The sequence below is a fragment of the Bradyrhizobium sp. AZCC 1588 genome, from assembly GCF_036924735.1.
Taxonomy (GTDB): domain Bacteria; phylum Pseudomonadota; class Alphaproteobacteria; order Rhizobiales; family Xanthobacteraceae; genus Bradyrhizobium.
Window position 1 is genome coordinate 3,805,391 of record NZ_JAZHSC010000001.1, and the last position, 25,365, is coordinate 3,830,755.

The 25,365-nt window shown below is 63.1% G+C and carries 27 protein-coding genes and 2 pseudogenes; 21 read left to right on the forward strand and 8 right to left on the reverse strand.

Features of this window, described 5'->3' with window-relative positions; all coding sequences use genetic code 11:
• The first annotated feature begins 51 nt into the window (after positions 1–51).
• The 3 genes and pseudogenes from V1277_RS17825 (at position 52) to V1277_RS17835 (ending at position 2,762) form a co-directional block, all read left to right on the forward strand.
• Positions 52–540 carry a MarR family winged helix-turn-helix transcriptional regulator gene (locus V1277_RS17825; RefSeq protein WP_334417452.1) on the forward strand — a complete coding sequence of 163 codons (489 nt, stop codon included), beginning with the start codon at positions 52–54 and terminating at the stop codon, positions 538–540.
• 96 nt (positions 541–636) lie between these two features.
• A pseudogene (locus V1277_RS17830) lies at positions 637–2,008 on the forward strand (glutamate--cysteine ligase).
• 196 nt (positions 2,009–2,204) lie between these two features.
• A complete protein-coding gene (locus V1277_RS17835) occupies positions 2,205–2,762 on the forward strand; it encodes a PAN domain-containing protein (RefSeq protein WP_334370795.1) in 558 nt (185 codons plus the stop codon).
• 51 nt (positions 2,763–2,813) lie between these two features.
• On the opposite strand, the gene V1277_RS17840 is transcribed toward V1277_RS17835, so the two are convergent.
• From V1277_RS17840 to V1277_RS17860, 5 genes are all read right to left on the reverse strand, one after another.
• Positions 2,814–3,386, reverse strand: a complete 573-nt coding sequence (locus V1277_RS17840) for a nucleotidyltransferase family protein (RefSeq protein ID WP_334417453.1) — start codon at positions 3,384–3,386, stop codon at positions 2,814–2,816.
• 104 nt (positions 3,387–3,490) lie between these two features.
• On the reverse strand, positions 3,491–3,832 hold the full coding sequence (locus V1277_RS17845; RefSeq protein ID WP_334417454.1) for an MmcQ/YjbR family DNA-binding protein: 342 nt from the start codon (positions 3,830–3,832) through the stop codon (positions 3,491–3,493).
• 156 nt (positions 3,833–3,988) lie between these two features.
• Positions 3,989–4,777, reverse strand: a complete 789-nt coding sequence (gene lepB, locus V1277_RS17850) for a signal peptidase I (protein WP_442894497.1) — start codon at positions 4,775–4,777, stop codon at positions 3,989–3,991.
• Positions 4,777–6,201, reverse strand: a complete 1,425-nt coding sequence (gene tldD, locus V1277_RS17855) for a metalloprotease TldD (RefSeq protein WP_334417455.1) — start codon at positions 6,199–6,201, stop codon at positions 4,777–4,779. The genes lepB and tldD overlap by 1 nt, the downstream gene beginning before the upstream one ends.
• Before the next feature lie 189 nt (positions 6,202–6,390).
• Positions 6,391–6,795, reverse strand: a complete 405-nt coding sequence (locus V1277_RS17860; RefSeq protein ID WP_334417456.1) for a winged helix-turn-helix transcriptional regulator — start codon at positions 6,793–6,795, stop codon at positions 6,391–6,393.
• Positions 6,796–6,919: 124 nt separating this feature from the next.
• Between V1277_RS17860 and V1277_RS17865 the strand changes: the two genes are divergently transcribed.
• The 3 genes from V1277_RS17865 to V1277_RS17875 are packed head-to-tail and all read left to right on the forward strand — an operon-like array spanning position 6,920 to position 8,465.
• Complete coding sequence (locus tag V1277_RS17865) at positions 6,920–7,312, forward strand: DoxX family protein (protein ID WP_334417457.1); 393 nt, start codon at positions 6,920–6,922, stop codon at positions 7,310–7,312.
• Between the two features lie 10 nt (positions 7,313–7,322).
• Complete coding sequence (locus tag V1277_RS17870; protein ID WP_334417458.1) at positions 7,323–7,826, forward strand: DsrE family protein; 504 nt, start codon at positions 7,323–7,325, stop codon at positions 7,824–7,826.
• Between the two features lie 33 nt (positions 7,827–7,859).
• Positions 7,860–8,465, forward strand: a complete 606-nt coding sequence (locus tag V1277_RS17875; RefSeq protein WP_334417459.1) for a TlpA family protein disulfide reductase — start codon at positions 7,860–7,862, stop codon at positions 8,463–8,465.
• Positions 8,466–8,503: 38 nt separating this feature from the next.
• Here V1277_RS17875 and V1277_RS17880 read toward each other — a convergent pair whose 3' ends face one another.
• Positions 8,504–9,055, reverse strand: coding sequence for an invasion associated locus B family protein (locus V1277_RS17880; protein ID WP_065743953.1), 552 nt, complete (start codon positions 9,053–9,055; stop codon positions 8,504–8,506).
• Positions 9,056–9,567: 512 nt separating this feature from the next.
• On the opposite strand from V1277_RS17880, the gene coxB reads away from it, so the two are divergent.
• The 9 genes from coxB (at position 9,568) to V1277_RS17925 (ending at position 16,826) form a co-directional block, all read left to right on the forward strand.
• Positions 9,568–10,404: a cytochrome c oxidase subunit II gene (gene coxB, locus V1277_RS17885; protein ID WP_334417460.1), complete on the forward strand. Its 837-nt coding sequence runs from the start codon at positions 9,568–9,570 to the stop codon at positions 10,402–10,404.
• Between the two features lie 83 nt (positions 10,405–10,487).
• A complete protein-coding gene (gene ctaD, locus V1277_RS17890) occupies positions 10,488–12,107 on the forward strand; it encodes a cytochrome c oxidase subunit I (protein ID WP_334370779.1) in 1,620 nt (539 codons plus the stop codon).
• Between the two features lie 59 nt (positions 12,108–12,166).
• On the forward strand, positions 12,167–13,105 hold the full coding sequence (locus V1277_RS17895) for a heme o synthase (protein WP_334417461.1): 939 nt from the start codon (positions 12,167–12,169) through the stop codon (positions 13,103–13,105).
• 18 nt (positions 13,106–13,123) lie between these two features.
• Positions 13,124–13,288 (forward strand): CoxF protein, encoded by a 165-nt coding sequence (locus V1277_RS17900; RefSeq protein ID WP_065726586.1) that lies wholly within the window; start codon positions 13,124–13,126, stop codon positions 13,286–13,288.
• Between the two features lie 5 nt (positions 13,289–13,293).
• Positions 13,294–13,938 (forward strand): cytochrome c oxidase assembly protein, encoded by a 645-nt coding sequence (locus V1277_RS17905; protein ID WP_334417462.1) that lies wholly within the window; start codon positions 13,294–13,296, stop codon positions 13,936–13,938.
• A 92-nt stretch (positions 13,939–14,030) separates the two neighbouring features.
• On the forward strand, positions 14,031–14,921 hold the full coding sequence (locus V1277_RS17910) for a cytochrome c oxidase subunit 3 (protein ID WP_334370772.1): 891 nt from the start codon (positions 14,031–14,033) through the stop codon (positions 14,919–14,921).
• Between the two features lie 195 nt (positions 14,922–15,116).
• Positions 15,117–15,503 carry a DUF983 domain-containing protein gene (locus V1277_RS17915; RefSeq protein WP_334370770.1) on the forward strand — a complete coding sequence of 129 codons (387 nt, stop codon included), beginning with the start codon at positions 15,117–15,119 and terminating at the stop codon, positions 15,501–15,503.
• Positions 15,500–16,267 carry an SURF1 family protein gene (locus tag V1277_RS17920; RefSeq protein ID WP_334417463.1) on the forward strand — a complete coding sequence of 256 codons (768 nt, stop codon included), beginning with the start codon at positions 15,500–15,502 and terminating at the stop codon, positions 16,265–16,267. Before V1277_RS17915 ends, V1277_RS17920 begins: the two co-directional genes overlap by 4 nt.
• Before the next feature lie 163 nt (positions 16,268–16,430).
• The gene (locus V1277_RS17925) at positions 16,431–16,826 is read left to right on the forward strand and encodes a nuclear transport factor 2 family protein (RefSeq protein ID WP_334417464.1); all 396 of its coding nucleotides are present in this window, start codon (positions 16,431–16,433) and stop codon (positions 16,824–16,826) included.
• A 3-nt stretch (positions 16,827–16,829) separates the two neighbouring features.
• On the opposite strand, the gene V1277_RS17930 is transcribed toward V1277_RS17925, so the two are convergent.
• Complete coding sequence (locus V1277_RS17930) at positions 16,830–18,149, reverse strand: histidine kinase (RefSeq protein ID WP_334417465.1); 1,320 nt, start codon at positions 18,147–18,149, stop codon at positions 16,830–16,832.
• A 116-nt stretch (positions 18,150–18,265) separates the two neighbouring features.
• Between V1277_RS17930 and V1277_RS17935 the strand changes: the two genes are divergently transcribed.
• Positions 18,266–18,910 (forward strand): response regulator transcription factor, encoded by a 645-nt coding sequence (locus V1277_RS17935; protein WP_334376941.1) that lies wholly within the window; start codon positions 18,266–18,268, stop codon positions 18,908–18,910.
• 214 nt (positions 18,911–19,124) lie between these two features.
• Complete coding sequence (locus V1277_RS17940) at positions 19,125–19,337, forward strand: hypothetical protein (protein WP_334417466.1); 213 nt, start codon at positions 19,125–19,127, stop codon at positions 19,335–19,337.
• Positions 19,338–19,598: 261 nt separating this feature from the next.
• Here V1277_RS17940 and V1277_RS17945 read toward each other — a convergent pair.
• A pseudogene (locus V1277_RS17945) lies at positions 19,599–19,694 on the reverse strand (LysR family transcriptional regulator); the annotation flags it as partial.
• A gap of 242 nt (positions 19,695–19,936) precedes the next feature.
• Between V1277_RS17945 and paoA the strand changes: the two are divergent.
• From paoA to V1277_RS17965, 4 genes are all read left to right on the forward strand, one after another.
• On the forward strand, positions 19,937–20,587 hold the full coding sequence (gene paoA, locus V1277_RS17950) for an aldehyde dehydrogenase iron-sulfur subunit PaoA (protein ID WP_334417467.1): 651 nt from the start codon (positions 19,937–19,939) through the stop codon (positions 20,585–20,587).
• A complete protein-coding gene (locus V1277_RS17955; RefSeq protein WP_334417468.1) occupies positions 20,584–21,534 on the forward strand; it encodes an FAD binding domain-containing protein in 951 nt (316 codons plus the stop codon). Before paoA ends, V1277_RS17955 begins: the two co-directional genes overlap by 4 nt.
• Positions 21,535–21,550: 16 nt before the next feature.
• Positions 21,551–23,755, forward strand: a complete 2,205-nt coding sequence (paoC, locus tag V1277_RS17960) for an aldehyde oxidoreductase molybdenum-binding subunit PaoC (protein ID WP_334417469.1) — start codon at positions 21,551–21,553, stop codon at positions 23,753–23,755.
• Positions 23,756–23,910: 155 nt separating this feature from the next.
• Positions 23,911–25,176 (forward strand): lipoprotein-releasing ABC transporter permease subunit, encoded by a 1,266-nt coding sequence (locus V1277_RS17965; protein WP_334417470.1) that lies wholly within the window; start codon positions 23,911–23,913, stop codon positions 25,174–25,176.
• Positions 25,177–25,365: the final 189 nt, after the last annotated feature.

Consider the following 25,365-nt stretch of genomic DNA (forward strand, 5'->3'; position numbering starts at 1 on the left):
GCAGATGCATTTATTGCGGTACACTGATGTGTGACAGATACGGATTAGGCTATGAAACGCAAACCATCGACCGAGGCGACCGCCGCCTGGATCCGCCTGATGCGGGTGCAGAGCCGGGTGCTCGATGCCGTCGAACAGGATTTGAAGAAAGCGGGCTTTCCGCCGCTGGCCTGGTATGATGCGCTATTGGAACTGTCGCGCGCCCCGTCCGGCGAGATGCGCCCGGTAGAGCTGGAAAAGCAGATGCTGATCCCGCAATATTCCACCTCGCGGCTGATCGACCGCCTGGTGGACGAGGGCCTGGCGGCGCGGCGCGAATGCAAGATCGACAAGCGCGGCCAGTTCGTGGAGATCACCGAAGCCGGGCGCGAGTTGCAGAAGAAGATGTGGGGCGCCTATTCGGCGGCGATCGAAAAGCACGTCGGCTCCAAACTGTCCGATGTCGACGCCATGAAGCTTTGCGGTCTGCTCGACCGGCTGGGCTGCTCGTGCTCCGACGTCAAGGCGGCCGCTGCCCGCGACGGCGTGCCGGCGCGATGACATCTTTGATACGTTTCGTTGGTGCGGACGCCGCCGTCCGCACCCCTTCAGCCACACGGCGCGTTCGGTCGAATCGCCAGATATCCGGATTTTTTCATGGCGCGTGACCAGATCGATATGACGCCGCTGCAATCGCGTGACGAACTCGTCGCGTGGTTCGAGGCCGGCATCAAGCCGCCGTCCGAGTTCCGCATCGGCACCGAGCATGAGAAGACCCCGTTCACGCTGGAGGGCCGCCAGCCCGTGCCGTATGAAGGCGCGCGCGGCATCGGCGCGCTGCTCGAAGGCATGCAGCTTTTGCTCGGCTGGGAGCCGATCATGGAGAACGGCAACATCATCGGGCTGTATGACGTCACCGGGGGTGGCGCGATCTCGCTGGAGCCGGGCGGGCAGTTCGAATTGTCGGGCGCCCCGCTCGAGAACGTGCACCAGACCCAGTCCGAGCTGATGGCGCACCTGGCGCAGGTCCGCGAGATCGCGACGCCGTTGGGCATCGGCTTCCTCGGGCTTGGCATGACGCCGTCCTGGTCGCGGTCGCAGATCCCGGTGATGCCCAAGGGCCGCTACAAGATCATGACCAACTACATGCCGAAGGTCGGTCAGTACGGCATCGACATGATGTACCGGACCTGTACGGTGCAGACCAATCTCGACTTCTCCTCCGAAGCCGACATGGTCAAGAAGCTGCGGGTGTCGATCGCGCTGCAGCCGGTGGCGACCGCTTTGTTTGCCAATTCGCCGTTCACCGAGGGCAAGCCCAACGGCTTCCTGTCGTTTCGCTCCGAGATCTGGCGCGACACGGATAACGCGCGCGCCGGCATGTTGCCGTGGGTATTCGAGGACGGCATGGGATTCGAGCGCTGGGTCGACTACGCGCTCGACGTTCCCATGTACTTCGTCAAGCGCGGCGAAACCTATATCGATGTCGCCGGCTCGTCGTTCCGCGCCTTCTTCGAGGGCCGCAACAACTCGTTGCCCGGCGAGCGCCCGACGATATCGGATTGGGCCAATCATCTGTCGACGATCTTCCCGGAAGTCCGCCTGAAGCGTTATCTGGAAATGCGCGGCGCCGACGGCGTGCCGTGGGGGCCGCCTGCCAGCGCTGCCGGCGTTCTGGGTCGGCCTGTTGTACGACAATGACAGCCTCGACGCGGCCTGGGATCTGGTCAGCCACTGGACTGCCGCGGAGCGTCAGGCGTTGCGCGATGACGTCCCGCGCTCTGGCTTCAAGGCCAGGATCAAGGACCGCTATCTGTTCGAGATCGCGAAGGAATGCCTGAAGCTGTCGCATGCGGGCTTGCGGCGGCGCAACCGCGTCGACCATTCCGGCCGCGACGAGAGCCGCCACCTCGAACCGCTGGAGCGCATCCTCGAAGCGGGCCGCACGCCGGCGGAAGAGATGCTGGATAAATTCAACGGCGATTGGGGTGGTTCCGTGGAGCCCGTCTATCAGGAATACGCGTTCTGATTAAACGGGTTGCCTCTTCGGGCCGTTCATCCACCGTACAGGTTGATGGCGCTCAAATGACGGCCGATCCAGCATGATCCGAACGACCGCCTGCCGGTCTTTCGAAAAATCATGCTGAATCAACGGGCTGAGGGCGGGACGACCTTTCGAGGAAAGTCATCCCGCGCTGGCAACGCGCATTCGAAAGCAACCGCAGATGGAGACTGTTCGCCTGCTCAGGGCGTGTGTGGTGGCGCTCGCCTTTTTGGCGGCGGCCGTATGCGCGCGCCCGGCGCTGGCGCAGGCCAATTTCGACCGTCCCGGCGGCGATTATCTCAGCGCGCCCGTGGTCTCGGGCGATCCGGCGGAATGCGCGCTGATCTGCGAGCGCGATCGGCGCTGCCGCGCCTGGAGCTTCAACTATCCGACCGGCTTGATCAAGGGCGCGGTCTGCTGGCTGAAGGGCAGCGTGCCGCCCCGAGTCAAGAGCGGCGATTGCTGCGTTTCCGGCGTGCGTGGCGCCGGCGTGGTCGAGCGCCGCAATGACAGTGTTGAAACCTCAATCGACCGCGTCGGCGGCGATTACAAGAATTTCGACCTCAAGGACGGCGACGGCGATGACGTCTGCAAGGCCGCCTGCGCCGCCGACAACAAATGTCGGGCCTGGACCTACGCGCGCCCCGGCTACGCCGGCAAGGACGCCCATTGCTTCCTGAAGAAGGACATCAAGCCGCCGCGAAGGAAGGCGGGGTTTACGTCAGGCGTGGTGAGGTAGCGCGGCATACACCGCCGTCGTCCCTGCGTGCGCAAGGGACGACGATGATTGTTACGGTGCATCCGCCGGCAACACGGTGAGCTCCGGCCACAGCGCCTTCCAGCGCGCAGCCTTGGCCTCATAATTCGCGACCGAAAAATTCGGTCCCGGGTTGGGCCGCGCGATCATCCCGGCGACATCGCCGTAGCCATTCGGCGCGTAAACCTCATAACCATCCCGCGTGCGCCGGATTCCGATCTGGGTGTTCTTGGTCAGAAAACGATCGATGCCATCGGTCGAGCAACGCAACGGCGGGTAGGGCAGGCGATGTTTCTCCGGGTACCAGAGATGCACGCGCGCCTGGTTGCGCGCCTCGACCCCGATGCCGCGGCTTGAAAATCGCTGCGCCAGCGTGCGGATGATGGCATCCTCGGCTTCCCAGGACGTATCGGGATCGAAATAGAACACGTCGTAATCGTTGATGCCGTAATCGACCGCGCGCTTGGTCAGCACGTTCCACACAGTCTGTACGAGACAGCCGGAGACCAGCCACGCGTCCGGCAGCGACAGTCGAAACAGTTCCTCGGTGATGATTTCGTTGATGGGATTTTGTAAAGCGGCGGTGAGGAATTGGTCTCTATCCATAGGCACGCCGCCGTAGGGTGGGCAAAAGCGAAGCGTGCCCACCATCTTGTTTCGCGATTGGAAGAAATTGGTGGGCACGCTTCGCTTTGCCCACCCTACACGTTCTACAAGTTCGCGTCGAATTCCTTCACCGCCCTCTTCGACGCCAGCGTGCGCCAGTGCCGGCGCAACAGCGGCTCGACGGTGGCGCGGCTGGCCTTCGAGAGGCGGATCAGCACGATCGGATAATCGCGGTAGTGATCGGTGAAGTAAAATGACTTCGGCCGGCTTTCCACCAGCATCTCGCGCTCATCCCTTGGCACGCCCGGCATCACCAGGCTGTCGCCGTCCTCCTTCAGCCGCACGAGCATCTTTTTGCGCACCTTCAAGGCCGGCGTGCCGTAGGAGGTGCCGTCCTCGACCTCCGGCCAGGCCAATGCAAATTTTCTGACGTCGTCGAACGTCATGGTTGGCGCCGTAGGGTGAGCAAAGCCACCGGGTCGCGCGAATGCGCGCCCGATGACAGGCTCCGCGTGCCCACCATTAAGCTCGATCGCTGGCGAAATGGTGGGCACGGCGCAAATGCGCCTTTGCCCACCCTACTTCCCGCTACGCCGTTCAGCTCAATGCACGGAAGTAAAAAACCGCGCCAGCCGGAAACCCGACGGCCAGGTCCATACCGGCTGGTTGCGCATGCCGAGATCCCAGGAGCCGACCACGGCATCGGCGCGGCCGATCAGATTGTCGATCGGCAACAGTCCCACGCCGCCGTCGCGCACGGAGACGCGGCTGTCGGCGGAATTGTCCCTGTTGTCGCCGAGCACGAACAGTTGGCCCGGCGGCACCGTCACCTCGGGGGTGTTGTCGAGCCTTCCGTTGTCGCGCATCTTGAAGATGGCGTGGCTGACGCCGTTCGGCAGCGTCTCGACGAAGCGGTAGGCCCGTTCGGTGTTGCCGCGATCGTCTTCGGCCTGCGCCAGGCCGTCCGGCTTCAAGGTCGCGGCATGGTCGTTGATGAAGAGCTGACCCTGCCGCAACTGGATGCGGTCGCCCGGCAATCCCACCACGCGCTTGACCCAGGCCTGCGAGCGGTCGCCCGGCCAGCGGAACACGACGACGTCGCCGCGCTTGGGCGTTTCGCCGAACAGGCGGCCGGTCTCGGGTAGCGTGATCTGGATCGGCAGCGACGCCGCGCCGTAGCCGTAAGGATATTTCGACGCGACAAGCGCGTCGCCGATCAGAAGCGTCGGCTCCATCGATCCGGACGGAACATAAAACGGTTCGGCGATCGCGCCCTTGGCGACGAGAACGATGGCGACGATGGCCGCGAGCTGCACGGCTTGGCCGCGCCAGCTCACCGGTTTGGCCGCGGGGAGTTGTTTCTCTTCGCTCACCACCTTTTCGTCGCTCACTAGCCCGTTCCTCCGACCGTGATCCTTTCCATCCGCAGCGTCGGCTGGCCGACGCCGACCGGCACGCCCTGGCCGTTCTTGCCACAGGTGCCGATGCCGGTATCGAGCGCCAGATCGTTGCCGACCATGGTGATGCGGTGCAAGTCGGTCGGCCCGTTGCCGATCAGCATCGCGCCCTTCAAGGGCGCGCCGAGCTTGCCGTTCTCGATCTTGTAGGCCTCGGTGCACTGGAACACATATTTGCCGGAGGTGATGTCGACCTGGCCGCCGCCGAAATTCGCGGCATAAACGCCCTTCTTCACCGAAGCGATGATTTCCGCCGGATCGCGATCGCCGGCCAGCATGTAGGTGTTGGTCATGCGCGGCATCGGCACATGGGCGTAGCTCTGGCGGCGGCCATTGCCGGTCGGCTTCATGTTCATCAGCCGCGCGTTCTGGCGGTCCTGCATGTAGCCGACCAGAATGCCGTCCTCGATCAGCACAGTGCGGTTGGTCGGCGTGCCCTCGTCGTCAATCGAGAGCGAACCACGCCGCGAGGCGATGGTGCCGTCGTCGACGACGGTGACACCCTTGGCCGCGACCTGCTTGCCCATCAGTCCTGCGAAAGCTGACGTCTGCTTGCGGTTGAAGTCGCCTTCGAGGCCATGGCCGACCGCTTCATGCAGCATCACGCCGGGCCAGCCGGCGCCCAGCACCACGTCCATTTCGCCCGCGGGTGCAGGCACCGATTCCAGATTGACCAGCGCCTCGCGGATCGCGCCGTCGGCAGCCTCACGCCACGCCTTGGTTTCGATGAAGCGCGCATAGCCCTCGCGGCCGCCATAACCCTTGCTGCCGCTTTCCTGCCGGTCGCCTTGTCCGGCGACCACGGAAATATTCACGCGCACCAACGGGCGGATGTCGCGATAGCTTTCGCCGTCAGGCCGCAAAATTTCCACCACCTGCCAGGTGGCGCCCAGGCTAATGGAGGCCTGCCGCACCCGCGGATCCTTGTCGCGGACATAGGCATCGATCTCTGCCAGCAACTTGACTTTGGCTTCGAACCCCGGCGCATCCAAAGGATTCTCGTCGCCATAGAGCCGCACATTGGTATGCGCCGGAGCAGCGGCAAAATTGCCGCTGTAGCCGCCGCGCACCGCGGCGACCGCGTCCGCCGCGCGGATCAGCGCCGGCAGCGATACGTCGGAGGAATGCGCGTAGCCGACCGCGTCGTCCTTCACCGCGCGCAGGCCAAATCCTTGCGAGGTGTCGTAGGTCGCTTGCTTCAAGCGCCCATTGTCGAAGCCGAGCGCTTCGGTCTGGCCGTATTCCAGAAACAACTCGCCGTCGTCGGCGCCCAAAAGGCCCCGCGTGATCTCGCGTCTGACGGTATCGCGGTCGAGATTGGCGCGGTCGAGCAGGGAGGTGGTGGCGAGGTTGGTCATGCAGGCTCCGATCAACACAAATGCTTGTCGCGAACGCGAGCGACCCATAATTACAAGCGCCGGTATCGTATGCGCAGATGTCGTCGAGTTCACATTACGTCGCGGACATCTGTGGTTATGGGTTCCTGCGTTCGCAGGGACGACGGCAATGAAAGATAGTCATGACCGCCGCAAAAGGGGAGGTCTCTTTCACGGCTGTTTGTCATGTCCTTTGCCGGCCGCATCCGCAAGATCCGGATCGGAATCCAGTCTGCCATGCGCATTGGCCCAGCGGGACAGCTCTTCGAACACAGGTCTCAGGGCCTTTGCCGCGGGTGTCATCTCATATTCGACGCGGGGCGGCACTTCGGCGAACACGGTCCGCTTCACCAAGCCCTCGTTTTCGAGATCGCGCAATTGTGTGGTCAGCATGTGCTGCGTCACGTCGGGAATGGCGCGCCGCAATTGGCCGAAACGCTGCTTGCCCTCGACCAACTGCCAGAGGATTTCGCCCTTCCATTTGCCGGAGAGCAGGCGAAGCGCGCGGTGAAGCTGCTGCCTGGCCCGCTCGGAGGGGCATTCCTCCACGTTGTCTTCATTGGTCTGCTTTTTCATACTACACCAGAAAAATCATCCTACTTGTCAATTTCATCTTAGTACCGAATTTTGATTTTGAAAGCCTTGGGCGCCTTAAGTCTTGGACACCCGGGGACTGCTTCTCAACATTCGGGAGTATTCGATGTCGGACGTTGCTGTGCCTGCCGGGCGCCGTTGGACCCATGTTGGCGTGTGGATTGTCAGAGGATTGCTGGCGCTGGCGTTTCTGGGGGCCGGAGGCGTCAAGCTCTACGGCGTGCCGATGATGGTGGACGAGTTTCACCACATTGGGCTCGGCCAATGGTTTCGCTATTTGACCGGCAGTCTCGAGATCGTCGGGGCAATCCTGCTGCTGCTTCCACGAAAGGCCGGCGTCGGTGCGCTGCTGCTGATCTGCATCATGATCGGCGCCGTGATCACGCACTTGTTCGTCATCGGCGGCTCGCCAGTGCCGGCGATTGTCCTGCTCGTGTTGAACGCGCTCGTGGCCTATTCGGAGCGTGAGGCGATTGCCTCTCTCGCCAAGGCGTTTTGAAGCAGCGACAATGCGCCTGTCTTTCCGCCGGGTAATCAAATGGGTCGGGCTGGCTCTGACCTTCATCGTGCCGCTGGTCGTGACGTTGTTGCTGACCGAGCCGGGCTCCGCCGTTTCGAAACCGGAGGTCAAGCGCGCTTTGCCTCCGGTGCATCGGCTGGTGCTGCCGATCAATAGCGACGATCCCACCACGATGCGCGCCTTGATCTCGACCTCGCTCAACCTTCCGAAATACTACCAGGAGCGCAACGAGCCGTTTATGATCGAGGTCGTTGCCTACAATGCCGGCGTTCACATGTTCCGTGCCGACACCTCGCCGGTGAGGGACATGCTGCAGGTGGTAAGGGCGGTGAATCCGAACATCCGTTTCGTGGTCTGCGACGCGACGAAGCAGGGCATGCAGCGCAGCGAGGGCCGTCCGATCGCGCTGATCGACAATGTTGATCTGGTGCCGAGCGGGCCCGGACGCATCATCGAATTGCAGGAAGCCGGTTGGTCCTATATCCGGTCATGACAAGCATCCGGTCATGACAAGCGGACGCGCACCATGACGCTACATCGCGGGCTAACACGCCGCACTCTCGTTGCAGGGCTGCTCGGGGCCGGCGCCTCGGTCGCGATGTCGGCTGCATCCAATCGCGCCCGGGCCGAAGGTCCGCCGCCATTCGCCACCTCCCGGCATCAGTTCATCCAGCTTCGTGGCGCGAGGCCTGTCCCGTCTGTGCCGATTCCGCGTCTCTCCGGCGGCGCGATCGATTTGACCTCCTTGAAAGGGAAGGTGGTGCTCGTCAATTTCTGGGCGACCTGGTGTCCGGCCTGCCGGACCGAACTGCCGATGCTGGACAGTCTGGCGGCGAGCGATGTCAGGAATCTCATGGTGATCGCAGTTGCGACGGATCGCGACCGCTCGGTCGTTGCGCCGTTTGTAAAGGGGCTGAAGCTTCGGCGCCTTGCGATCGGGCTTGATCCGAAAGGACTTGTGGCAAGAGCCGGCACCAGCGGCCAAGCCGACACGCCGTTCGCGCTCTATGGCATGCCCATTACCTTTTTGATCGGCATCACCGGGCAAGTCGAAGGCTATATCAGCGGTGAAGCAGACTGGCTTTCCAGCGAAGCGCGCCGGCTGCTCGATTACTACGGCAGTGCCGGTTAATTCGATCACCCGGACTTTGCGGAGCTATCGGCTCGTCCTCACGGCAGCTTGTCATATCCTTCACCCAGCCCGTTCAGGCTGAGCGGAAACCCGATGCCCTCTTCGGGCGTCTCAAAGATAATAAAAGTCGCCGTCTTGGCGCCCCGGAGCTGGCCTAAGAGTTTTTCGTCCATCACCACCTCGGCGACGCAGCCATTCGGCAGGCATCGCACAAACCCGGCGCGGCCGACGTCCTGGTTGTCGAGCTTGAGCCCAAGACCGGAGGGCAGCAGCACGCCGAGGGGGGCGACCACCCGCATCAGCTTGCTCTTCTGGTCGGCGGTTTTCAGCACGATCACGGTCAGGCCGGCGTTTGAGCGGTCCTCGGCGACCACGCTCTGGATCAGCGCGCATTGCTCGCCTTGGGCACCAGGCGGGGTGTCGCAGCGGATCTGCCAGTCGCCATGGACCGACCGCACCGCGCCTTGTGCGCTCGCCGCCTGGGTCAGGCCGAGCAGGAAGGCCACGGCGAGCAGGCCGCCGAGCCAGCGGGCCGGTTCCAGGCGATATCCCGCCTGATGTCGTCGCGCCCTATGTTTCGAACGCCCCATCCGGGTCGATCCTCTCACGATTTCCGGCAGCGCCGGCAGCACATATTGTAACTGGACTTACCCGGACTGATACGCAATGACGGCGCCTTGAAGGCAGTCCAGGAGCCAATCCGCGCCATCGAGGACCATGGGCCCGAGCGAATCAGGTCGCTCGGGAGCGCCGTGACTGTGCCTACATCCGGCAATCGGCCTGTCAAGCGGTGCAGGCCTGCCAAACGGCAGGTTTTGCCTGATTTGTCAGGAAAATCCGACGTCCGGCGAATAGCAGGTGACGCATGGCTTTGCGCTCTACTACTGCATTGCGAGAGCCTTAGAATTATGGTTTGAGAGGCTGGATTTCGACGCGTTCTAACGATCTGGCCCGGGGTACGGCAGCAATACTGTTGCAGGTACTTTCGAAGGTGTACTTCCAAAGTACCTCCGGTAGGCCGTTTGTGAGGGCGGATCGTGCGGCATTTCCGGCCATCCGGCCGAAATGCTTTGGGGATTTTTTCTAAGGGAGCGCGAGCGGCATGAAGATGTCGAAGGGCCTGATGGGCCGGCGGTTGCTGGGGTTGGCGGTAGCGGGCATGGCGCTCGTCTCCGGCGGGACGGCTTTTGGGCAGCAGCCAAAGCCGTGGGAAATCACGCTGCAGGAAGCCGCGACCCCGGTGATGGAAAACATCATCAGCTTCCATAATTTGCTGCTGGTGATCATCACGCTGATCACCCTGTTCGTGCTGGCGCTGTTGGTCATCGTGGTGGTGAAGTTCAACGCCAGGGCCAATCCTGTCCCCTCCCGGACCACCCACCACACGCTGATCGAGGTGGCCTGGACGCTGATCCCGGTGCTGATCCTTGTCGGCATCGCGGTGCCGTCGTTCCGCCTCCTGTTCCAGCAGCTCGACGTTCCCAAGGCCGACCTGACCGTCAAGGTCACCGGCAAGCAGTGGTACTGGAGCTACGCCTACCCGGATAACGGCAAGTTCGAGTTCGATTCGCTGATGGCGCAGGACAAGCAGCCGCGCCTGCTCGGCGTCGACAACGAAATGGTGGTGCCGGTCAACAAGGTGATCCGGGTTCAGACCACCGGCGCCGACGTGATCCACGCGTTCGCGGTGCCCTCGTTCGGCATCAAGATCGACTCGATCCCCGGCCGTCTCAACGAGACCTGGTTCAAGGCGACCAAGACCGGCATGTATTACGGTCAGTGCTCGGAATTGTGCGGCAAGGACCACGCCTTCATGCCGATCGCGGTCAAGGTGGTGAGCGATCAGGAATTCGCCGAGTGGGTTGAAGCGGCGAAGAAGAAATATGCGACCAACCCGGCGAACACCTACGCCTCGGCTGGTGGTCAGACCGCGCAGTAAGGCGCGGGCCAACGGACAAGCAAGGGACAAGGGCGACGGGACCTGAAAAGGTCCGCAAAGGGACTGCAAGGCAGGATTACAAAATGGCAACGACGGCAGCGACACACCACGATCACGCCCATGATGACCATGCGCATGCCAATCCGACGGGATGGCGGCGCTGGCTCTATTCGACGAACCATAAGGACATCGGCACGATGTACCTTATCTTCGCGATCTTCGCGGGCATCATCGGGGCTGCGATGTCGATCGCGATCCGCATCGAACTGATGTATCCCGGCGTCCAGTTCTTCCACGAATCCCACACCTACAATGTGTTCGTGACCTCGCACGGCCTGATCATGATCTTCTTCATGGTGATGCCGGCGATGATCGGCGGGTTCGGCAACTGGTTCGTGCCGCTGATGATCGGCGCGCCCGACATGGCGTTCCCGCGCATGAACAACATCTCGTTCTGGCTGCTGCCGGCCTCCTTCGCGCTGCTCTTGATGTCCACCTTCGTCGAGGGTGAGCCGGGCGCCAACGGTGTCGGCGCGGGCTGGACCATCTACGCGCCGCTGTCGACCTCCGGCCATCCGGGACCGGCGGTCGATTTCGCGATACTGTCGCTGCACATTGCCGGTGCCTCGTCGATCCTCGGCGCCATCAACTTCATCACCACGATCTTCAACATGCGCGCGCCGGGCATGACCCTGCACAAGATGCCGCTGTTCGTCTGGTCGATCCTGGTGACGGTGTTCCTGCTCTTGCTGTCGCTGCCGGTGCTCGCCGGCGCCATCACCATGCTGCTCACCGACCGTAATTTCGGCACCACCTTCTTCTCCGCCGACGGCGGCGGCGATCCGGTGCTGTTCCAGCATCTGTTCTGGTTCTTCGGCCACCCCGAAGTGTACATCCTGATCCTGCCCGGCTTCGGCATGATCAGCCAGATCGTCTCCACCTTCTCGCGCAAGCCCGTGTTCGGCTATCTCGGCATGGCCTACGCCATGGTCGCGATCGGCGGCATCGGCTTCGTGGTGTGGGCGCACCACATGTACACGGTCGGCATGTCCAGCGCGACGCAGGCCTATTTCGTCGCCGCCACCATGGTGATCGCGGTGCCGACCGGCGTGAAGATCTTCTCGTGGATCGCCACGATGTGGGGCGGCTCGATCGAATTCCGCACGCCGATGTTATGGGCGATCGGCTTTATCTTCCTGTTCACGGTCGGCGGCGTCACCGGCGTCGTGCTGGCGAATGCCGGCGTCGATCGCGTGCTGCAGGATACCTATTACGTGGTCGCGCACTTCCACTACGTGCTGTCGCTGGGCGCGGTGTTCGCGATCTTCGCGGGCTGGTACTACTGGTTCCCGAAGATGTCCGGCTACATGTATTCGGAAACCATCGGCAAGCTGCACTTCTGGGTCACCTTCATCGGCGTTAACCTGGTGTTCTTCCCGCAGCACTTCCTCGGCCTGTCGGGCATGCCGCGCCGCTATGTCGACTATCCCGACGCGTTCGCGGGCTGGAACCTGGTGTCCTCGGTCGGCTCGTACATTTCGGGCTTCGGCGTGCTGATCTTCATCTACGGCGTGGTCGATGCCTTCATGAAGAAGCAGGCGGCTGCCAACAATCCGTGGGGCGCCGGCGCCACCACGCTGGAATGGACGCTGACGTCGCCGCCGCCCTTCCACCAGTTCGAAGTTCTGCCGCGCGTGCAGTAAACGGTTGTTCGCGGCGCGCCATCGTTGCGCGCCGCGGCTTTAGTGAAGCGAGATAAATCTTGTCGGTAGTCGACCACAACGCGATCGATGCTCTACCTCGGATTTCCGAGGCTGATGTCGGTGATTACTTCGCGCTGCTGAAGCCGCGGGTGATGTCGCTTGTGATCTTCACCGCGCTGGTCGGTCTCTTCATCGCACCCGGCCACGTCCATCCGGTCATCGCCTTCACCTCGATCCTCTGCATCGCGGTCGGAGCCGGCGCCTCGGGCGCGATGAACATGGCCCTGGAGGGTGACATCGACGCTCTGATGTCGCGCACCGCCAACCGGCCGATCCCGCGCGGACGCATCACGAGCGCGGAAGCGATGGCGTTCGGCCTGACGCTGGCCTTCTTCTCGGTGATGACGCTCGGCACCCTCGTCAACTGGCTCGCCGGCGCGCTGCTGGCGTTCACGATCTTCTTCTACGTGGTGATCTACACCATGTGGCTGAAGCGCTGGACCGCGCAGAACATCGTGATCGGCGGTGCCGCCGGCGCGCTGCCGCCTGTCGTGGCGTGGGCTGCAGCCGCCGGCTCGCTGTCGATGGAGCCGCTGCTCCTGTTCCTCATCATCTTCTTCTGGACCCCGCCGCATTTCTGGGCGCTGGCGCTGTTCCGCAGCGACGATTATGCCCGCGCCGGGATTCCGATGCTGCCCGTGGTCGCGGGGCCTGACGCGACGCGGCTGCAGATACTGCTCTACACGATCGTGCTGGTCGCGATCGCCGCAGCGCCCTGGCCGCTCGGCTATTTCGACGCGGTCTACGGCGTCATCTCGCTGATGCTCGGCGCCGGCATGATGTGGCTCGCGATCGAGGTCTATCGCCACCGCGAAGGCAAGCAGGCGCAGCGCGCCACCCGCCGGCTATTTGCCTTCTCGATCCTCTATCTGTTCGCGCTGTTTGCGACGCTCCTGCTTGAGGTCGTGATTCGCGCTGTCGCAGCTATGGTCGGGTAGGGGGCGCATGGAACGCTTATGGACGACAAGCGCAAGCCAGATGGAATCGTCCTCACCGAGGCGCAGAAGCGGAGCCGCCGTCATCGCTCGATCGCCATTGCGCTCGCGCTCGGCGTCCTCGTCGTACTGTTTTTCGCAGTCACCATGGTCAAGGGGCCGGGCGTTCTCGTCCGTCCGTTGTGATTGAGATGCAGAACGAGCCGCAGATCAGCGAGGGCAGGGCGGAAGGCGAGAGGGTTGCCTCGCGCCGTACCCTGACGCGCGATGCGGCCGTTGCCTCGATTTGCGGCTTCGTCGTGGTGCTGATGGTCGGCGCGTCCTATGCCGCCGTGCCATTCTACAACTGGTTCTGCCGCGCCACCGGCTTCAACGGCACCACCCAGGTCGCGACTTCGGCGCCGTCTGACGCGCCGCTGGAGCGCAAGATCGCGGTGCGGTTCGACGCCAATGTCGGTCCCGGACTGCCCTGGAAATTCGAGCCCGAGCAGAACGAGATCGAAGTCCGCATCGGCGAGGTCGTCACCGTCTTCTATACCGTAACCAACCAGGCCGCGCGCGCCACCGTCGGCGTTGCCGCCTACAACGTCGCGCCGCTTACCGTCGGCGCCTATTTCCAGAAGATCAACTGCTTCTGCTTCACCGAGCAGACCATGGGCCCCGGCGAGAAGCGCGAGATGCCCGTGGTGTTCTACGTCGATCCGGCGCTGGCGAAAGACAGCGAGAACGACGCCCTCAAGACCATCACGCTATCCTACACCTTCTATCCCGTGCGCGATCCGGCGCCGAAGCCGCTCGCGGCCAGCGAACCGGATAAACGCAAGGGAAACCTGTAAGCTCGGAATTCCGTATCTGGCGGGATTTCGCGAATTGATTGTTGAGACGAATATGTGCCGAAGGGAACGGCACATCTAACGGAGAGACCGCAATGGCTACGGCGCACGCGAAGCACCACGACTACCACCTCGTCGATCCGAGCCCGTGGCCGGTCGTCGGCTCGATCTCGGCCTTCATCATGGCCGTGGGCGCGATCGCCTGGATGCATCACATGTTCGCCGCCGCGCCGATCATCTTCGGCGTCGGGACCATCGGCGTGCTCTACACCATGGCGAGCTGGTGGGGCGACGTGATCCGCGAAGCCCAATACAAGGGCGACCACACCCGCGTGGTGCAGATCAGCCACCGCTACGGCATGATCCTGTTCATCGCCTCCGAGGTGATGTTCTTTGTCGCCTGGTTCTGGGCATTCTTCAATTCCGCGCTGTTCCCTGCGGATGCGGTCCACGCCACCCGCGACGCGGTGTTCGGTTGCGGTCCGGGGACGGCTGCCGGTGCCTGTAGCGTGCCGGGCACCTGGCCGCCGAAGGGCATCGAGACCTTCGACCCCTGGCACCTGCCGCTGCTCAATACGCTGCTGCTTCTGACTTCGGGCACCACGGTGACCTGGGCGCATCACGCGCTGCTCGAGAACGACCGCCAAGGGCTCAAATACGGCCTGATCCTCACCGTCGTGCTCGGCGCCTGCTTCACCGCCGTGCAGGCCTACGAATATGCCCACGCCACGTTCACGTTCTCGGGCAACATCTACGGCGCGACCTTCTTCATGGCCACCGGCTTCCACGGCTTCCACGTGCTGGTCGGCACTGTCTTCCTCTTGGTCTGCCTGTTCCGCGCCTATGCCGGCCATTTCACGCCGAAGCAGCATCTCGGCTTCGAATTCGCGGCCTGGTATTGGCACTTCGTTGACGTGGTGTGGCTGTTCCTGTTCGTCACCATCTACGTCTGGTTCCGCGGCGCGGGACCGGTGGCCGGGCACTGATGCAGGCTTGACGTGCTACAAGGGGCGGTCGGAAGGACCGCCCCTTTCTCTTACCCTTCTCCCCTTGTGGGAGAAGCTGCCTTCGCGAAGCGAAGGCGGATGAGGGGTCTGTCTCCGCGGAGAGAACCCCTCACCCGTCGCCTCACTTCGTGAGGCGACACCCTCTCCCACAAGGGGAGAGGGAAGGAAAAGTCGATGGCTGACACTTCACCCACACTAACCCAGAGCGCGCTCCGCGGCCTCGCCTGCCGCTGCCCGCGTTGCGGCAAGGGTAAGCTCTATGCGGGCTTCCTCGACTTGCGCCCGAATTGCGAAGCTTGCGGGCTCGACTACGCCTTCATCGATTCCGGCGACGGCCCTGCGATCTTCATCATCATGCTGGCGGGCGCCATCGTGGTCACCGCCGCCCTGATCGTCGAAGTCAAATATCAGCCGCCGTTCTGGCTGCATGCGGCGCTCTGGCTGCCGCTGATCGCAGCGACCACGCTTCTGCCGTTACGCTCGATGAAGTCGCTGCTGATCGCGCTGCAATTCCATCACAAGGCGGCGCCCGGCCGGCTGATCGACCGCGAACCGAAATGACCGGCCTCCTGTCACGGCGGCCGGCGGTGGCCAGTTTTGCCATCTTCACGCTGCTGATGGTGGCGGCCTTCACGGGCCTCGGGATCTGGCAATTGCAGCGCCGGGTCGAAAAGCACGCGCTGATCGCGATGCTGAACGAGCGACTCGCCGCTGCGCCTGAGGCACTGCCGGCGCAAGCGCAGTGGAATGCGCTGACGGCGGCCAAGGACGAATTCCGACGCATCAGCTTTACCGCCACCTACGCGCCGTTGCCGGACGCGATGGTCTATAGCGCAGGCTCCGCGGTGCGCGACGATGTCTCCGGCCCCGGCACCTGGGCGTTCCTGCCGGCGCAACTCGCCGATGGCAACACCATCGTGGTCAATACCGGCTTCGTACAAAACACGATGCAGGACCGCGCCCAGCAGGATCGCGCCGTAAGACGGCTCATCACCGGTGACCCGGTGCAGCTCACCGGCTATATCCGTTTTCCCGAGACCGCCGGCACGCTGACGCCGCCGGAGAGCGCGGCAAAACGGCTTTGGTTCACGCGCGATCATCTCGCGATGGCGCGCGCGCTCGGCTGGGGCGAGGGCGGCAAGGCCGTCGCGCCGTTCTATGTCGATCTGGAACAACCGGTGCCCGAAAGCGGCATTCCGAAGCCCGGGCCGCTCTCCGTGCACCTCAAGGATGATCACCTGCAATACGCCATCACCTGGTTCACGCTGGCCTTTGCAGTCGTCATCGCGTTCGGTGTGTGGTGGCGCGCGCAGCGTCGAGCCTGAGACCCGTATTCGTCCGGACTAGCCTAATGGAACCTTTGTTCCGCACAATCATTTAGCATTTAGGGTACCACCGTGAGTTCCGGAAACAGGCTGTTCAGTGCCCATTCACGACGATCGCCATACTCCGTCACCCGCGTCACCACTCGGGACAAGGTATGGCAACGTGGATAGGATCGCGGAATTGGCTGATGATTTCGATCAGGTAGCATTGGTGGTCGACTGGTTGGACGCGTGCCGCAAGCGCGACCTCGTGACATTGCTCGACCTCTATGCGGATGACGCGATGGCCGAATGCCGGTGCGGCGAGGCCAAGGTCAGCGAAGGCCGCGCCGGACTCGAATCCTACTGGCGGCCGCGCCTCGATGCGATCGTACCCACCGCATTCGGGCTGGAGGAAATCACGCCGACCACCGACGGTGTCGTGCTCGATTATCTGAGCCACGAAGGTGCACCCGTCCGCATCGCATTCACCTTTTCGCGCGACGCCAAGATCCTGCGCACCACCTGTGCCCCCTCGGGCCAGGCGTTGTGCCGGGAAGTTGCCGCCGTTGGCGACTGATCGTTAACTCCGTTCTGCGTGTTGCGACTGTGAGGCGGAATCGCCCGCTGGAAGCCGGCAACGAATGCAGGTGCGCCCTGCCTCGCGCAGCAACTCAAGCGTCCCGCTCAGCGCTCGGACGCGCTCCAGCATTCCCGTCAGCCCCCGGCCGAACATCCGATCTGCCGGAAAGCCGACGCCGTCGTCGGACACTTCCACGATCACTTCGCGCTCGTTGATGCCTGTCGCGACATGCATCGATTTCGCTTTGGCGTGGCGGAGCACATTTGTCACCGCCTCCTGGATCACGCGATAGACCGTCTGCGACAGCAGGCCATCGACCTCGTTCAGATCAGCGTCGATCTGCGACGTCACTTTGAGATCAGGCGACTGCGCCTTCGCATTCCGCAGCAGCGTCTGGATGCTCTTCTCCAGGCCGAGCTCCTGAATGTAGAGCGGCCGCAGGCGGTCGAGGATGCGGCGGTTCGCCTGTTGCAATGTTTCGACCGACTGCAGAATGCCATCGGCCGCGCTCCTCAGCTCCGCGTTAGCGGACGGGATGGTTTCCAGGAGCGCCACCGTGTTGGCGCGGATCCCGAACAGCAGCGGTCCGAGCTCATCATGGAGCTCGCGCGCCATGTCCTGCCGCTCGTCATCCTGCAGCGATACGATCCGGCGCAGCAGGCTACGATTATCCTGACTGAGGCGATTGAGGGTGCGGGCCAGTTCGTTGGCTTCCTGCGCGCTCCTGCGGACCTCGGGCGGGCCGGCAGGGGAAATTAGCTGTTCGTAATTCCCCGTTCGCATGCGGGTCAGGCCGTCACCCAGATTCTGCAGCGGTACCAATGCGGAACGCACGGTGAAGTGGGCAATCGCCCCCGTCAGCAGCATCAGGCCAATTCCGGAGCAGGCGATCGCCAGAAATCCGATCCACTTTTCGTGGATGTCGGCGGACATGTCCGGCGCAAATACGATATCGCCGACCTGCTTCCCCTCGACTATCACGGGGAAGGCTGTCCCGATTTCGGGGATGGCGAGGAGGTGGACGAACCAGTCAGGCACCGTTCCAAGGGGAGTCTGCACGTCGGGAGGGTAAACATCGAGGTCGGTCCCGAGGCGTCGAAACCGGATTGTTTCCGACGTTCCAAGCGATTGCACGAACGCATCGAGAGTTGTTTGCGGATTGGCCGAGGCTCGAAGCGCAGCGTTGAGCGCCGCCGCGACCGTTCTGGCCGAGCGAGTCCCTGGCTCGGCTTCCTCCACAAGTTGCGCAGAGGCAAAGATCTGGAGCGAAACGGCTCCGGCCAGCAGGGCGGCCACGAACATCAGGCCGAGCGGCAGCAACAACCGCGTTCTGAGAGAAAGCCTTTCCCACATTTGCACTATTTTAGTTCCCGCAACCCAAGATTTCTCTTTTCAAATACCGCCAACCGCTTATTTATCCCGAAAGGGGATGGATGATGCAAAATTCCACCAGATCGGCAACGAAGGTATTGATCGTCGACGACCATCCGGTGGTCCTATCCGGTTGCCGTTCGCTGTTCGCCTCGGACAATTCCGTCAAGATCGAGGAGGCCACCGACGCCAAGTCCGGCCACCGCGCCTACGTTGCCAGGAAGCCCGACGTCACGGTTATCGACATCAAGCTTCCCGACGTTTCCGGTTTCGAGCTGATGCGGCGCATCCGCAAGGACGATCCGGGCGCCAGGATCATCATGTTTAGCATGAATGACGATCCGGCGTTCGTCGTTCGCGCCATCGAGATGGGTGCGCAGGGCTATGTTTCGAAGGGCGACGATCCCCGGATGCTGGTGAGGGCCGTCCGCAAGGTTGCCGCGGGCGAGAATTTCATTTCACCGCAACTGGCGGAGGCAGTGACGTTTTCAGGCGCGTCGATCAAGGCCAATCCGGCATCGCTGATGACGGCGCGCGAGCTGGAAATCCTGCGGCTGTTGGGCCGTGGTGACAAGATCGTCGAGGTCGCCGACGCGCTGGAGATTTCTTATAAAACGGTGGCCAACACCACCTCGCTGCTCAAGCAGAAGCTCGGCGCCAAGAACCATTCGGACTTGATCCGGATCGCGGTCGAGATGGGGCTCGGCTGAACGCCACTGGCATCCGCGTGGGCTGCACGGGCCGCGCCGCGCGGGCGCGACCCTTTCGCGCCGCTGCAATTCGCGCATCACCCCACAAGTTCCCGATCGTCGATTTTGTTCTGTTCCGTGGCGACCAATCAAGAAGATCAAGCGGATAGTCTGCCACCGATTGACGGGAAAAATTGGCAAAGTAACCTTGCGAAGCATTTGCAAGGAGAGCTGGATGAACAGCCCCGATATCGTAGAAGCCGCCTTTGCACGGGCCTGGAGCGTCTACCTGCTGATCCACAGCGGTATCGACGAGAACGACGCCCGCCGCGCCAGCCTCCAGCGTTTTATACGACAGCGCTGCATGGCGGGCGAGACCGACACGGAGTTACTGGCGGTCGAAGGGCTCAAATATCTCAAAAGCCTGGAAGGCCCCCGGGAGGACTAGTTCGCCGTCGCTTTGGCCGACGGCTCATCCCCGTTCGATCGGGAAAAATCGGAACAATCGATTCCCTCGCGCGTTGCCGGCATCATTGGAGCCTTGCCCGGATGGCGGCCGAAACCAGCATGGAAACCATGAAGGTCTGCACAAATCAGTGACGGACCCTTCCAGGAGAGAGGGCCGCAGGTTCGCCTGCGGCCCTTTTGTTGGGCCGGCAACAAGCATCAGCGCCGGTAACGCAGCGCCGCAACCAGCACAGCAAAGGCGGCGTGAAACACCGAGCTGCGCCGCTGCCCGGGTGAAGCTTCTTTCGCGCGCCACTGCAAGGAACGCGGTGAGATCGCTGATGTTTTGCCGCGCCATTCATGAATCCAATTCATAGGCGCAAATCAATTCTACCATCTAATAGAGGGCGCCTGCGGCCGCTAGATGTTGGGCCCGGCGTCGCTCGCATCGTCGCGCTCTATCAAACGTGAACGCCGGCTAGGAACAGCCGAAACGCGGCGCAGTTACACGAGCGCAGCCGGATATTTCACGCGGGCAGCGGTAAAGACCGCGCCTACCTCGAACGTGATCCGGGCGAAAAGCACAAACGGGAACACGACATGAAAAGTCCGAGCGACTTCGAATTATCGCGGCGTAAACTGTTGGCGGGAAGCGCCGCATCAATAGCGCTGACGGCGGCGCCATCCATCGTCTATGCCCAGGTGCCTGCCGTGGAGGCTGCCGTCGCTGAAGTCTCTGCCGTATGGAAAGTCTCCTTCACCGTGAACGGAGCGGCGCGCGGCCTTACGCTCGACCCGAGAACCACGCTGCTCGACGTGCTGCGCGAGCACCTGCATCTCACCGGCACCAAGAAGGGCTGTGATCACGGCCAGTGCGGTGCCTGCACCGTCATCGTGGGCGGAAGGCGGATCAATTCCTGCATGACGCTCGCGGTGATGCACGAGGGCGAGCGCATCACGACCGTCGAGGGGCTCGGCACGCCCGAGAACATGCACCCAATGCAGGCCGCTTTCGTCAGGCATGACGGTTACCAATGCGGCTATTGCACGCCGGGACAAATTTGCTCGGCCGTCGCAGTGCTCGACGAGATCAAGGCCGGCATCCCGAGCCACGTCAGCACCGACCTGAACGCGCCGCCGCAACTCAGCAATTCCGAGCTCCGCGAGCGCATGAGCGGCAACATCTGCCGTTGCGGCGCCTATTCCAACATCGCCGAGGCTATATCGGAGGTCGCCGGGAGGCCCGCATGAGATCATTCACCTACGAACGCGCCCGCACGCCAGCTGAGGCTGCCGCTTCCGCGATGCGCAAGCCGGATGCCAAATTCATCGCCGGTGGCACCAATCTCCTGGACCTGATGAAACTCGAGATCGAGACGCCGGCCCATCTGATCGACGTCAACGGCCTTGCACTCGACAAGATCGAGCCGACGCAAGAGGGCGGACTACGCATCGGCGCGCTGGTGCGCAACACCGATCTCGCCGCGGACACGCGCGTGCGGCGCGACTACGGCGTATTGTCGCGCGCGCTGCTCGCGGGCGCCTCGGGGCAACTGCGCAACATGGCGACGACGGCAGGCAATCTGCTGCAGCGAACGCGCTGCCCTTACTTCTATGACACCAATCAGTCCTGCAATAAACGGAAGCCCGGCAGCGGCTGTGCGGCGATCGGCGGCTTCAGCCGCCAGCATGCTGTCGTAGGCGCAAGCGAAGCCTGCATCGCGACCCATCCGAGCGACATGGCGGTGGCGATGCGCGCGCTCGATGCCACCGTCGAAACCGTGCGGCCCGACGGCGCGACGCGAGCGATCCCGATTGCCGAATTTTACCGTCTGCCCGGCGATACGCCGCATATCGAAACGACGTTGATGCCGGGCGAATTGATCACGGCGGTGACGCTGCCAAAACCCGTCGGCGGCAAACAGATCTACCGCAAGGTGCGCGACCGCGCCTCCTACGCCTTCGCGCTGGTATCGGTGGCTGCGATCGTGCAGCGCGACGGAACGGGGCGTGTCGCGCTCGGCGGCGTCGCGCACAAGCCATGGCGTGTCGAGGCGGCCGAGGCCCAGATGCCGCGTGGCGCCAAGGCGGTCGCCGCACAGTTGCTCGCCGACGCCAGGCCAACGCGCGAGAATGCATTCAAGGTTGCGCTGGCCGAACGCACGTTGGGCGCCGTGCTGGCTGAAGCGAAAGGCTGATCCGAAAGGTTGATCCATGAGATTCGAAACCGCTGCCACAATCAATCCGATCGACCAGCTCAAGGTGGTCGGTAAGCCCGCCGATCGCATCGATGGTCCGCTCAAGACCACGGGCACCGCGCGTTATGCCTACGAGCACCACGAGGGCGTCCCAAATCCGGCTTACGGCTACGTGATCGGCTCGGCCATCGCCAAGGGCCGGATCACCGGTATGGATCTCACCGCCGCCAAGTCGGCACCCGGTGTGCGCGCCATCGTCACGGCTGATAATGCCGGCAAGCTCGGCAAGGGTGACCGCAACACCGCGAAGCTGCTCGGCGGTCCCGACATCGAGCATTACCACCAGGCGATCGCGCTCGTGGTTGCCGATACCTTCGAGCAGGCCCGCGCCGCCGCGGAACTCGTCCGCGTCGACTATGTCCGAACGGATGGCGCCTTCGATCTCGCGGCGGTCAAGGACATTGCCAAGCCCCGGGCCGTGTTCGGCGGTCCGGCTGATACCGCGGTCGGTGATTTTGCCGACGCATTCGCCGCAGCGCCGGTTCAACTCGACGCTAGCTACACCACGCCCGATCAGGCGCATGCGATGATGGAGCCGCATGCCTCGATCGCCGCCTGGAATGGCGACAAGCTCACGCTCTGGACCTCGAACCAGATGATCGCCTGGGGAGTGGGGGAGGTGGCGAAGACGCTGGACATTCCGAAGGAGAACGTTCGCCTGATCTCGCCCTTCATCGGCGGCGGCTTCGGTTCGAAACTGTTCGTTCGTTCGGATGCATTGCTCGCGGCACTCGGCGCGCGCGAAACCGGGCGGCCTGTGAAGGTGGCGCTGCCGCGGCCCTTTGTCTTCAACAACACCACACATCGTCCCGCAACGATCCAGCGCATCCGCATCGGCGCGGCCAGGGATGGCAAAATCTCGGCCATCGGTCATGAAGAGTGGTCCGGCAATCTGCCCGGCGGCAGGCCCGAGGGCGCGGTCGCCCAGACACGGCTGCTTTATGCCGGCGCCAACCGCATGACCGCCACGCGGCTCGCCGAGCTAAGCTTGCCCGAAGGCAACGCCATGCGCGCGCCGGGCGAGGCATCGGGCATGATGGCGCTTGAAATCGCGGTTGACGAAATGGCCGAGCGGCTCGGCATGGATCCGATCGAGTTCCGTATCATCAACGATACCCAGGTGGATCCGGAAAAGCCCGAGCGGCCGTTCTCGCAGCGCCGCCTCACCGAGTGCCTGCGGACAGGTGCGGGGCGCTTCGGCTGGAACAAGCGCAATCCGCAGCCGGGCAGGGTCCGCGACGGGCGTTGGCTGGTCGGCATGGGCGTCGCTGCCGCGTTTCGCAACAATTTGCTGACGAAGTCGGCCGCACGCGTGCGGCTCGACAACAACGGCGTTGTTACCGTCGAGACCGATATGACCGACATCGGCACCGGCAGCTACACGATCATCGCGCAGACCGCGGCCGAGATGATGGGTGTGCCGATGGAGAAAGTAGTGGTGCGTTTGGGAGACTCGAACTTCCCGGTGTCATCAGGCTCCGGCGGACAATGGGGCGGCAACAACTCGACCGCAGGCGTTTATGCCGCATGCGTCAAGCTGCGCGAGGCGGTCGCGCAAAAACTTGGTTTCAACTCGGCGGAAGCGGAGTTCACTGATGGTGAGGTTCGCTCGGGTAATCGCCGCGTGCCGCTGGCGCAGGCCGCGGGCGGTAGCGGCCTAGGTGCCGAGGACGGCATTGAGTACGGCGACATCGACAAGAAGTACCAGCAATCGACCTTCGGCGCGCACTTCGTCGAAGTCGGCGTCGATGCTGCCACGGCCGAGATCCGGGTGCGGCGGATGCTCGCGGCCTGTGCCGCCGGCCGCATTCTCAATCCGAAGACCGCGCGCAGCCAGGTGATCGGCGCGATGACCATGGGCGTGGGCGCGGCGCTGATGGAGGAACTCGTCGTCGACGAACGCGCCGGCTTCTTCGTCAATCATGACTTGGCCGGGTACGAAGTGCCGGTTCACGCCGACATTCCGCATCAGGACATGATCTTCCTCGACGAGACCGACCCGATGTCGTCGCCGATGAAGGCCAAGGGCGTCGCCGAGCTCGGCATCTGCGGCGTGGCGGCGGCGGTCGCCAACGCCGTCTACAACGCCACCGGCGTCCGCGTGCGCGACTATCCGATCACGCTCGACAAGCTGCTGGAGGAAATGCCGGACGTCGGTTGAGCTTGAGCGAACGCGTATTGAACTTCGAGGCTTGACCCAGGGCATCCGCAAGGGAAGCGCCACCTGATCTGGCATGGCAGGAATATGGCGGTGGATGAGAACCATTCTTCAAGGCTAGCGCGCCAATCGTTCAAAAAACGCGCTATGAATGGACCATGGAGAATCCGCGCCCCCTGCCGTTCTCGGCATTCGAATGGCTGCTGTCCGGGCGGTACTTGCGGGCGCGTCGCAAGGAAGGCTTCATTTCCGTTATCGCCGGTTTTTCCTTCCTCGGCATCATGCTCGGCGTTGCGACGCTGATTATCGTGATGGCGGTCATGAACGGCTTCCGCAAGGAGCTGGTGGGCAAGATCGTCGGCCTGAACGGCCACCTTCTGGTGCAACCGCTGGAGCAGCCGTTGACGGACTGGGAGGACGTCACCGAGCGCATCAGTCAGGTTCCAGGCATACGGCTCGCCGTTCCCGTGGTGGACGCTCCGGCCCTCGCATCGTCGGCGCACAACGCCTCCGGCGTGCTCGTTCGCGGCATTCGCTCCGACGATCTCAACAAATTGGCCGCGATCGCCGGCAACGTCCAGCAGGGCTCGCTGGAAGGATTCGACCAGGGGCAAGGGGTCGCGATCGGACGCAGGCTTGCCGATCAATTGTCGCTGCGTGCCGGCGACAACATCACGCTGGTCGCGCCAGATGGCGCGAGGTCGAAGGGCACGACGGCGCGGATCAAGCCGTACAAGGTTGCGGCGGTGTTCAGCATCGACATGTCAGAATATGATTCCGTCATGGTCTTTCTGCCGCTCGCCGAGGCGCAGGCCTATTTCAACCGCGCCGATGACGTGAGCGCCATCGAAATTTTTATCGACGGCAGCCCTGACCGGGTCGACAGCTTCCGAAGGCCGGTGGCTGACGCCGCGGGAAGGCCGGTGTTCCTCGTCGACTGGCGGCGGCGTACCTCGGCCTTCTTCGCCGCACTTCAGGTCGAACGGAATGTCATGTTCCTGATCCTGACCTTGATCGTGCTGGTCGCCGCGCTGAACATCGTGTCGGGCCTGATCATGCTGGTGAAGGACAAGGGCAGCGACATCGCGATTCTGCGCACCGTGGGCGCCTCGCGAGGGGCAATCATGCGGATATTCCTGATCGCAGGTGCTGCGATCGGCGTGCTCGGCACGGTGACCGGACTGCTCGTCGGCATGCTGGTTTGCCTGAATATCGAAACGATCCGGCAATTCCTGTCCTGGCTGACCAATACCGAGCTGTTTCCACCAAAACTCTACTTCTTGTCGAAGCTGCCGGCGGAGATCGATTTTGGCGAAACCGCCGCCGTCGTGGTCATGGCATTGACGCTGTCGTTGCTCGCAACGCTCTATCCATCCTGGCGCGCCGCGCGGCTCGATCCGGTCGATGTGCTTCGATATGGGTGAGGGCTGACCCAAACTCGGTTGTCGTCACCCGCGAAAGCGGGTGACCCAGTATTGCAGAGGCAGCAGTAGTTGAGCCGATAGGCCGCGGCGTACTGGATCCCCGCCTTCGCGGGGATGACGTCGTGTGTGTGGCCCGCTATCCATAGGATTGCGCATTTTGCGGTAGTCGCGTCCTTCCTTTTTCGCCCA

Excerpts from the sequence above, each read along its gene's own strand:
- V1277_RS17845 (WP_334417454.1), bottom strand. The coding sequence starts at position 3,832 with ATGACGTTCGACGACGTCAGAAAATTTGCATTGGCCTGGCCGGAGGTC.
- V1277_RS17840 (WP_334417453.1), bottom strand. The coding sequence starts at position 3,386 with ATGGATAGAGACCAATTCCTCACCGCCGCTTTACAAAATCCCATCAAC.
- V1277_RS17940 (WP_334417466.1), top strand. The coding sequence starts at position 19,125 with ATGAACAGCCCCGATATCGTAGAAGCCGCCTTTGCACGGGCCTGGAGC.
- V1277_RS17920 (WP_334417463.1), top strand. The coding sequence starts at position 15,500 with ATGACCGGCCTCCTGTCACGGCGGCCGGCGGTGGCCAGTTTTGCCATC.
- V1277_RS17915 (WP_334370770.1), top strand. The coding sequence starts at position 15,117 with ATGGCTGACACTTCACCCACACTAACCCAGAGCGCGCTCCGCGGCCTC.
- V1277_RS17860 (WP_334417456.1), bottom strand. The coding sequence starts at position 6,795 with ATGAAAAAGCAGACCAATGAAGACAACGTGGAGGAATGCCCCTCCGAG.
- coxB (WP_334417460.1), top strand. The coding sequence starts at position 9,568 with ATGAAGATGTCGAAGGGCCTGATGGGCCGGCGGTTGCTGGGGTTGGCG.
- V1277_RS17965 (WP_334417470.1), top strand. The coding sequence starts at position 23,911 with ATGGAGAATCCGCGCCCCCTGCCGTTCTCGGCATTCGAATGGCTGCTG.
- V1277_RS17835 (WP_334370795.1), top strand. The coding sequence starts at position 2,205 with ATGGAGACTGTTCGCCTGCTCAGGGCGTGTGTGGTGGCGCTCGCCTTT.
- ctaD (WP_334370779.1), top strand. The coding sequence starts at position 10,488 with ATGGCAACGACGGCAGCGACACACCACGATCACGCCCATGATGACCAT.
- tldD (WP_334417455.1), bottom strand. The coding sequence starts at position 6,201 with ATGACCAACCTCGCCACCACCTCCCTGCTCGACCGCGCCAATCTCGAC.
- V1277_RS17905 (WP_334417462.1), top strand. The coding sequence starts at position 13,294 with ATGCAGAACGAGCCGCAGATCAGCGAGGGCAGGGCGGAAGGCGAGAGG.
- V1277_RS17865 (WP_334417457.1), top strand. The coding sequence starts at position 6,920 with ATGTCGGACGTTGCTGTGCCTGCCGGGCGCCGTTGGACCCATGTTGGC.
- paoA (WP_334417467.1), top strand. The coding sequence starts at position 19,937 with ATGAAAAGTCCGAGCGACTTCGAATTATCGCGGCGTAAACTGTTGGCG.
- paoC (WP_334417469.1), top strand. The coding sequence starts at position 21,551 with ATGAGATTCGAAACCGCTGCCACAATCAATCCGATCGACCAGCTCAAG.
- V1277_RS17910 (WP_334370772.1), top strand. The coding sequence starts at position 14,031 with ATGGCTACGGCGCACGCGAAGCACCACGACTACCACCTCGTCGATCCG.
- V1277_RS17870 (WP_334417458.1), top strand. The coding sequence starts at position 7,323 with ATGCGCCTGTCTTTCCGCCGGGTAATCAAATGGGTCGGGCTGGCTCTG.
- V1277_RS17935 (WP_334376941.1), top strand. The coding sequence starts at position 18,266 with ATGCAAAATTCCACCAGATCGGCAACGAAGGTATTGATCGTCGACGAC.
- V1277_RS17955 (WP_334417468.1), top strand. The coding sequence starts at position 20,584 with ATGAGATCATTCACCTACGAACGCGCCCGCACGCCAGCTGAGGCTGCC.
- V1277_RS17825 (WP_334417452.1), top strand. The coding sequence starts at position 52 with ATGAAACGCAAACCATCGACCGAGGCGACCGCCGCCTGGATCCGCCTG.
- V1277_RS17900 (WP_065726586.1), top strand. The coding sequence starts at position 13,124 with ATGGACGACAAGCGCAAGCCAGATGGAATCGTCCTCACCGAGGCGCAG.
- V1277_RS17875 (WP_334417459.1), top strand. The coding sequence starts at position 7,860 with ATGACGCTACATCGCGGGCTAACACGCCGCACTCTCGTTGCAGGGCTG.
- V1277_RS17880 (WP_065743953.1), bottom strand. The coding sequence starts at position 9,055 with ATGGGGCGTTCGAAACATAGGGCGCGACGACATCAGGCGGGATATCGC.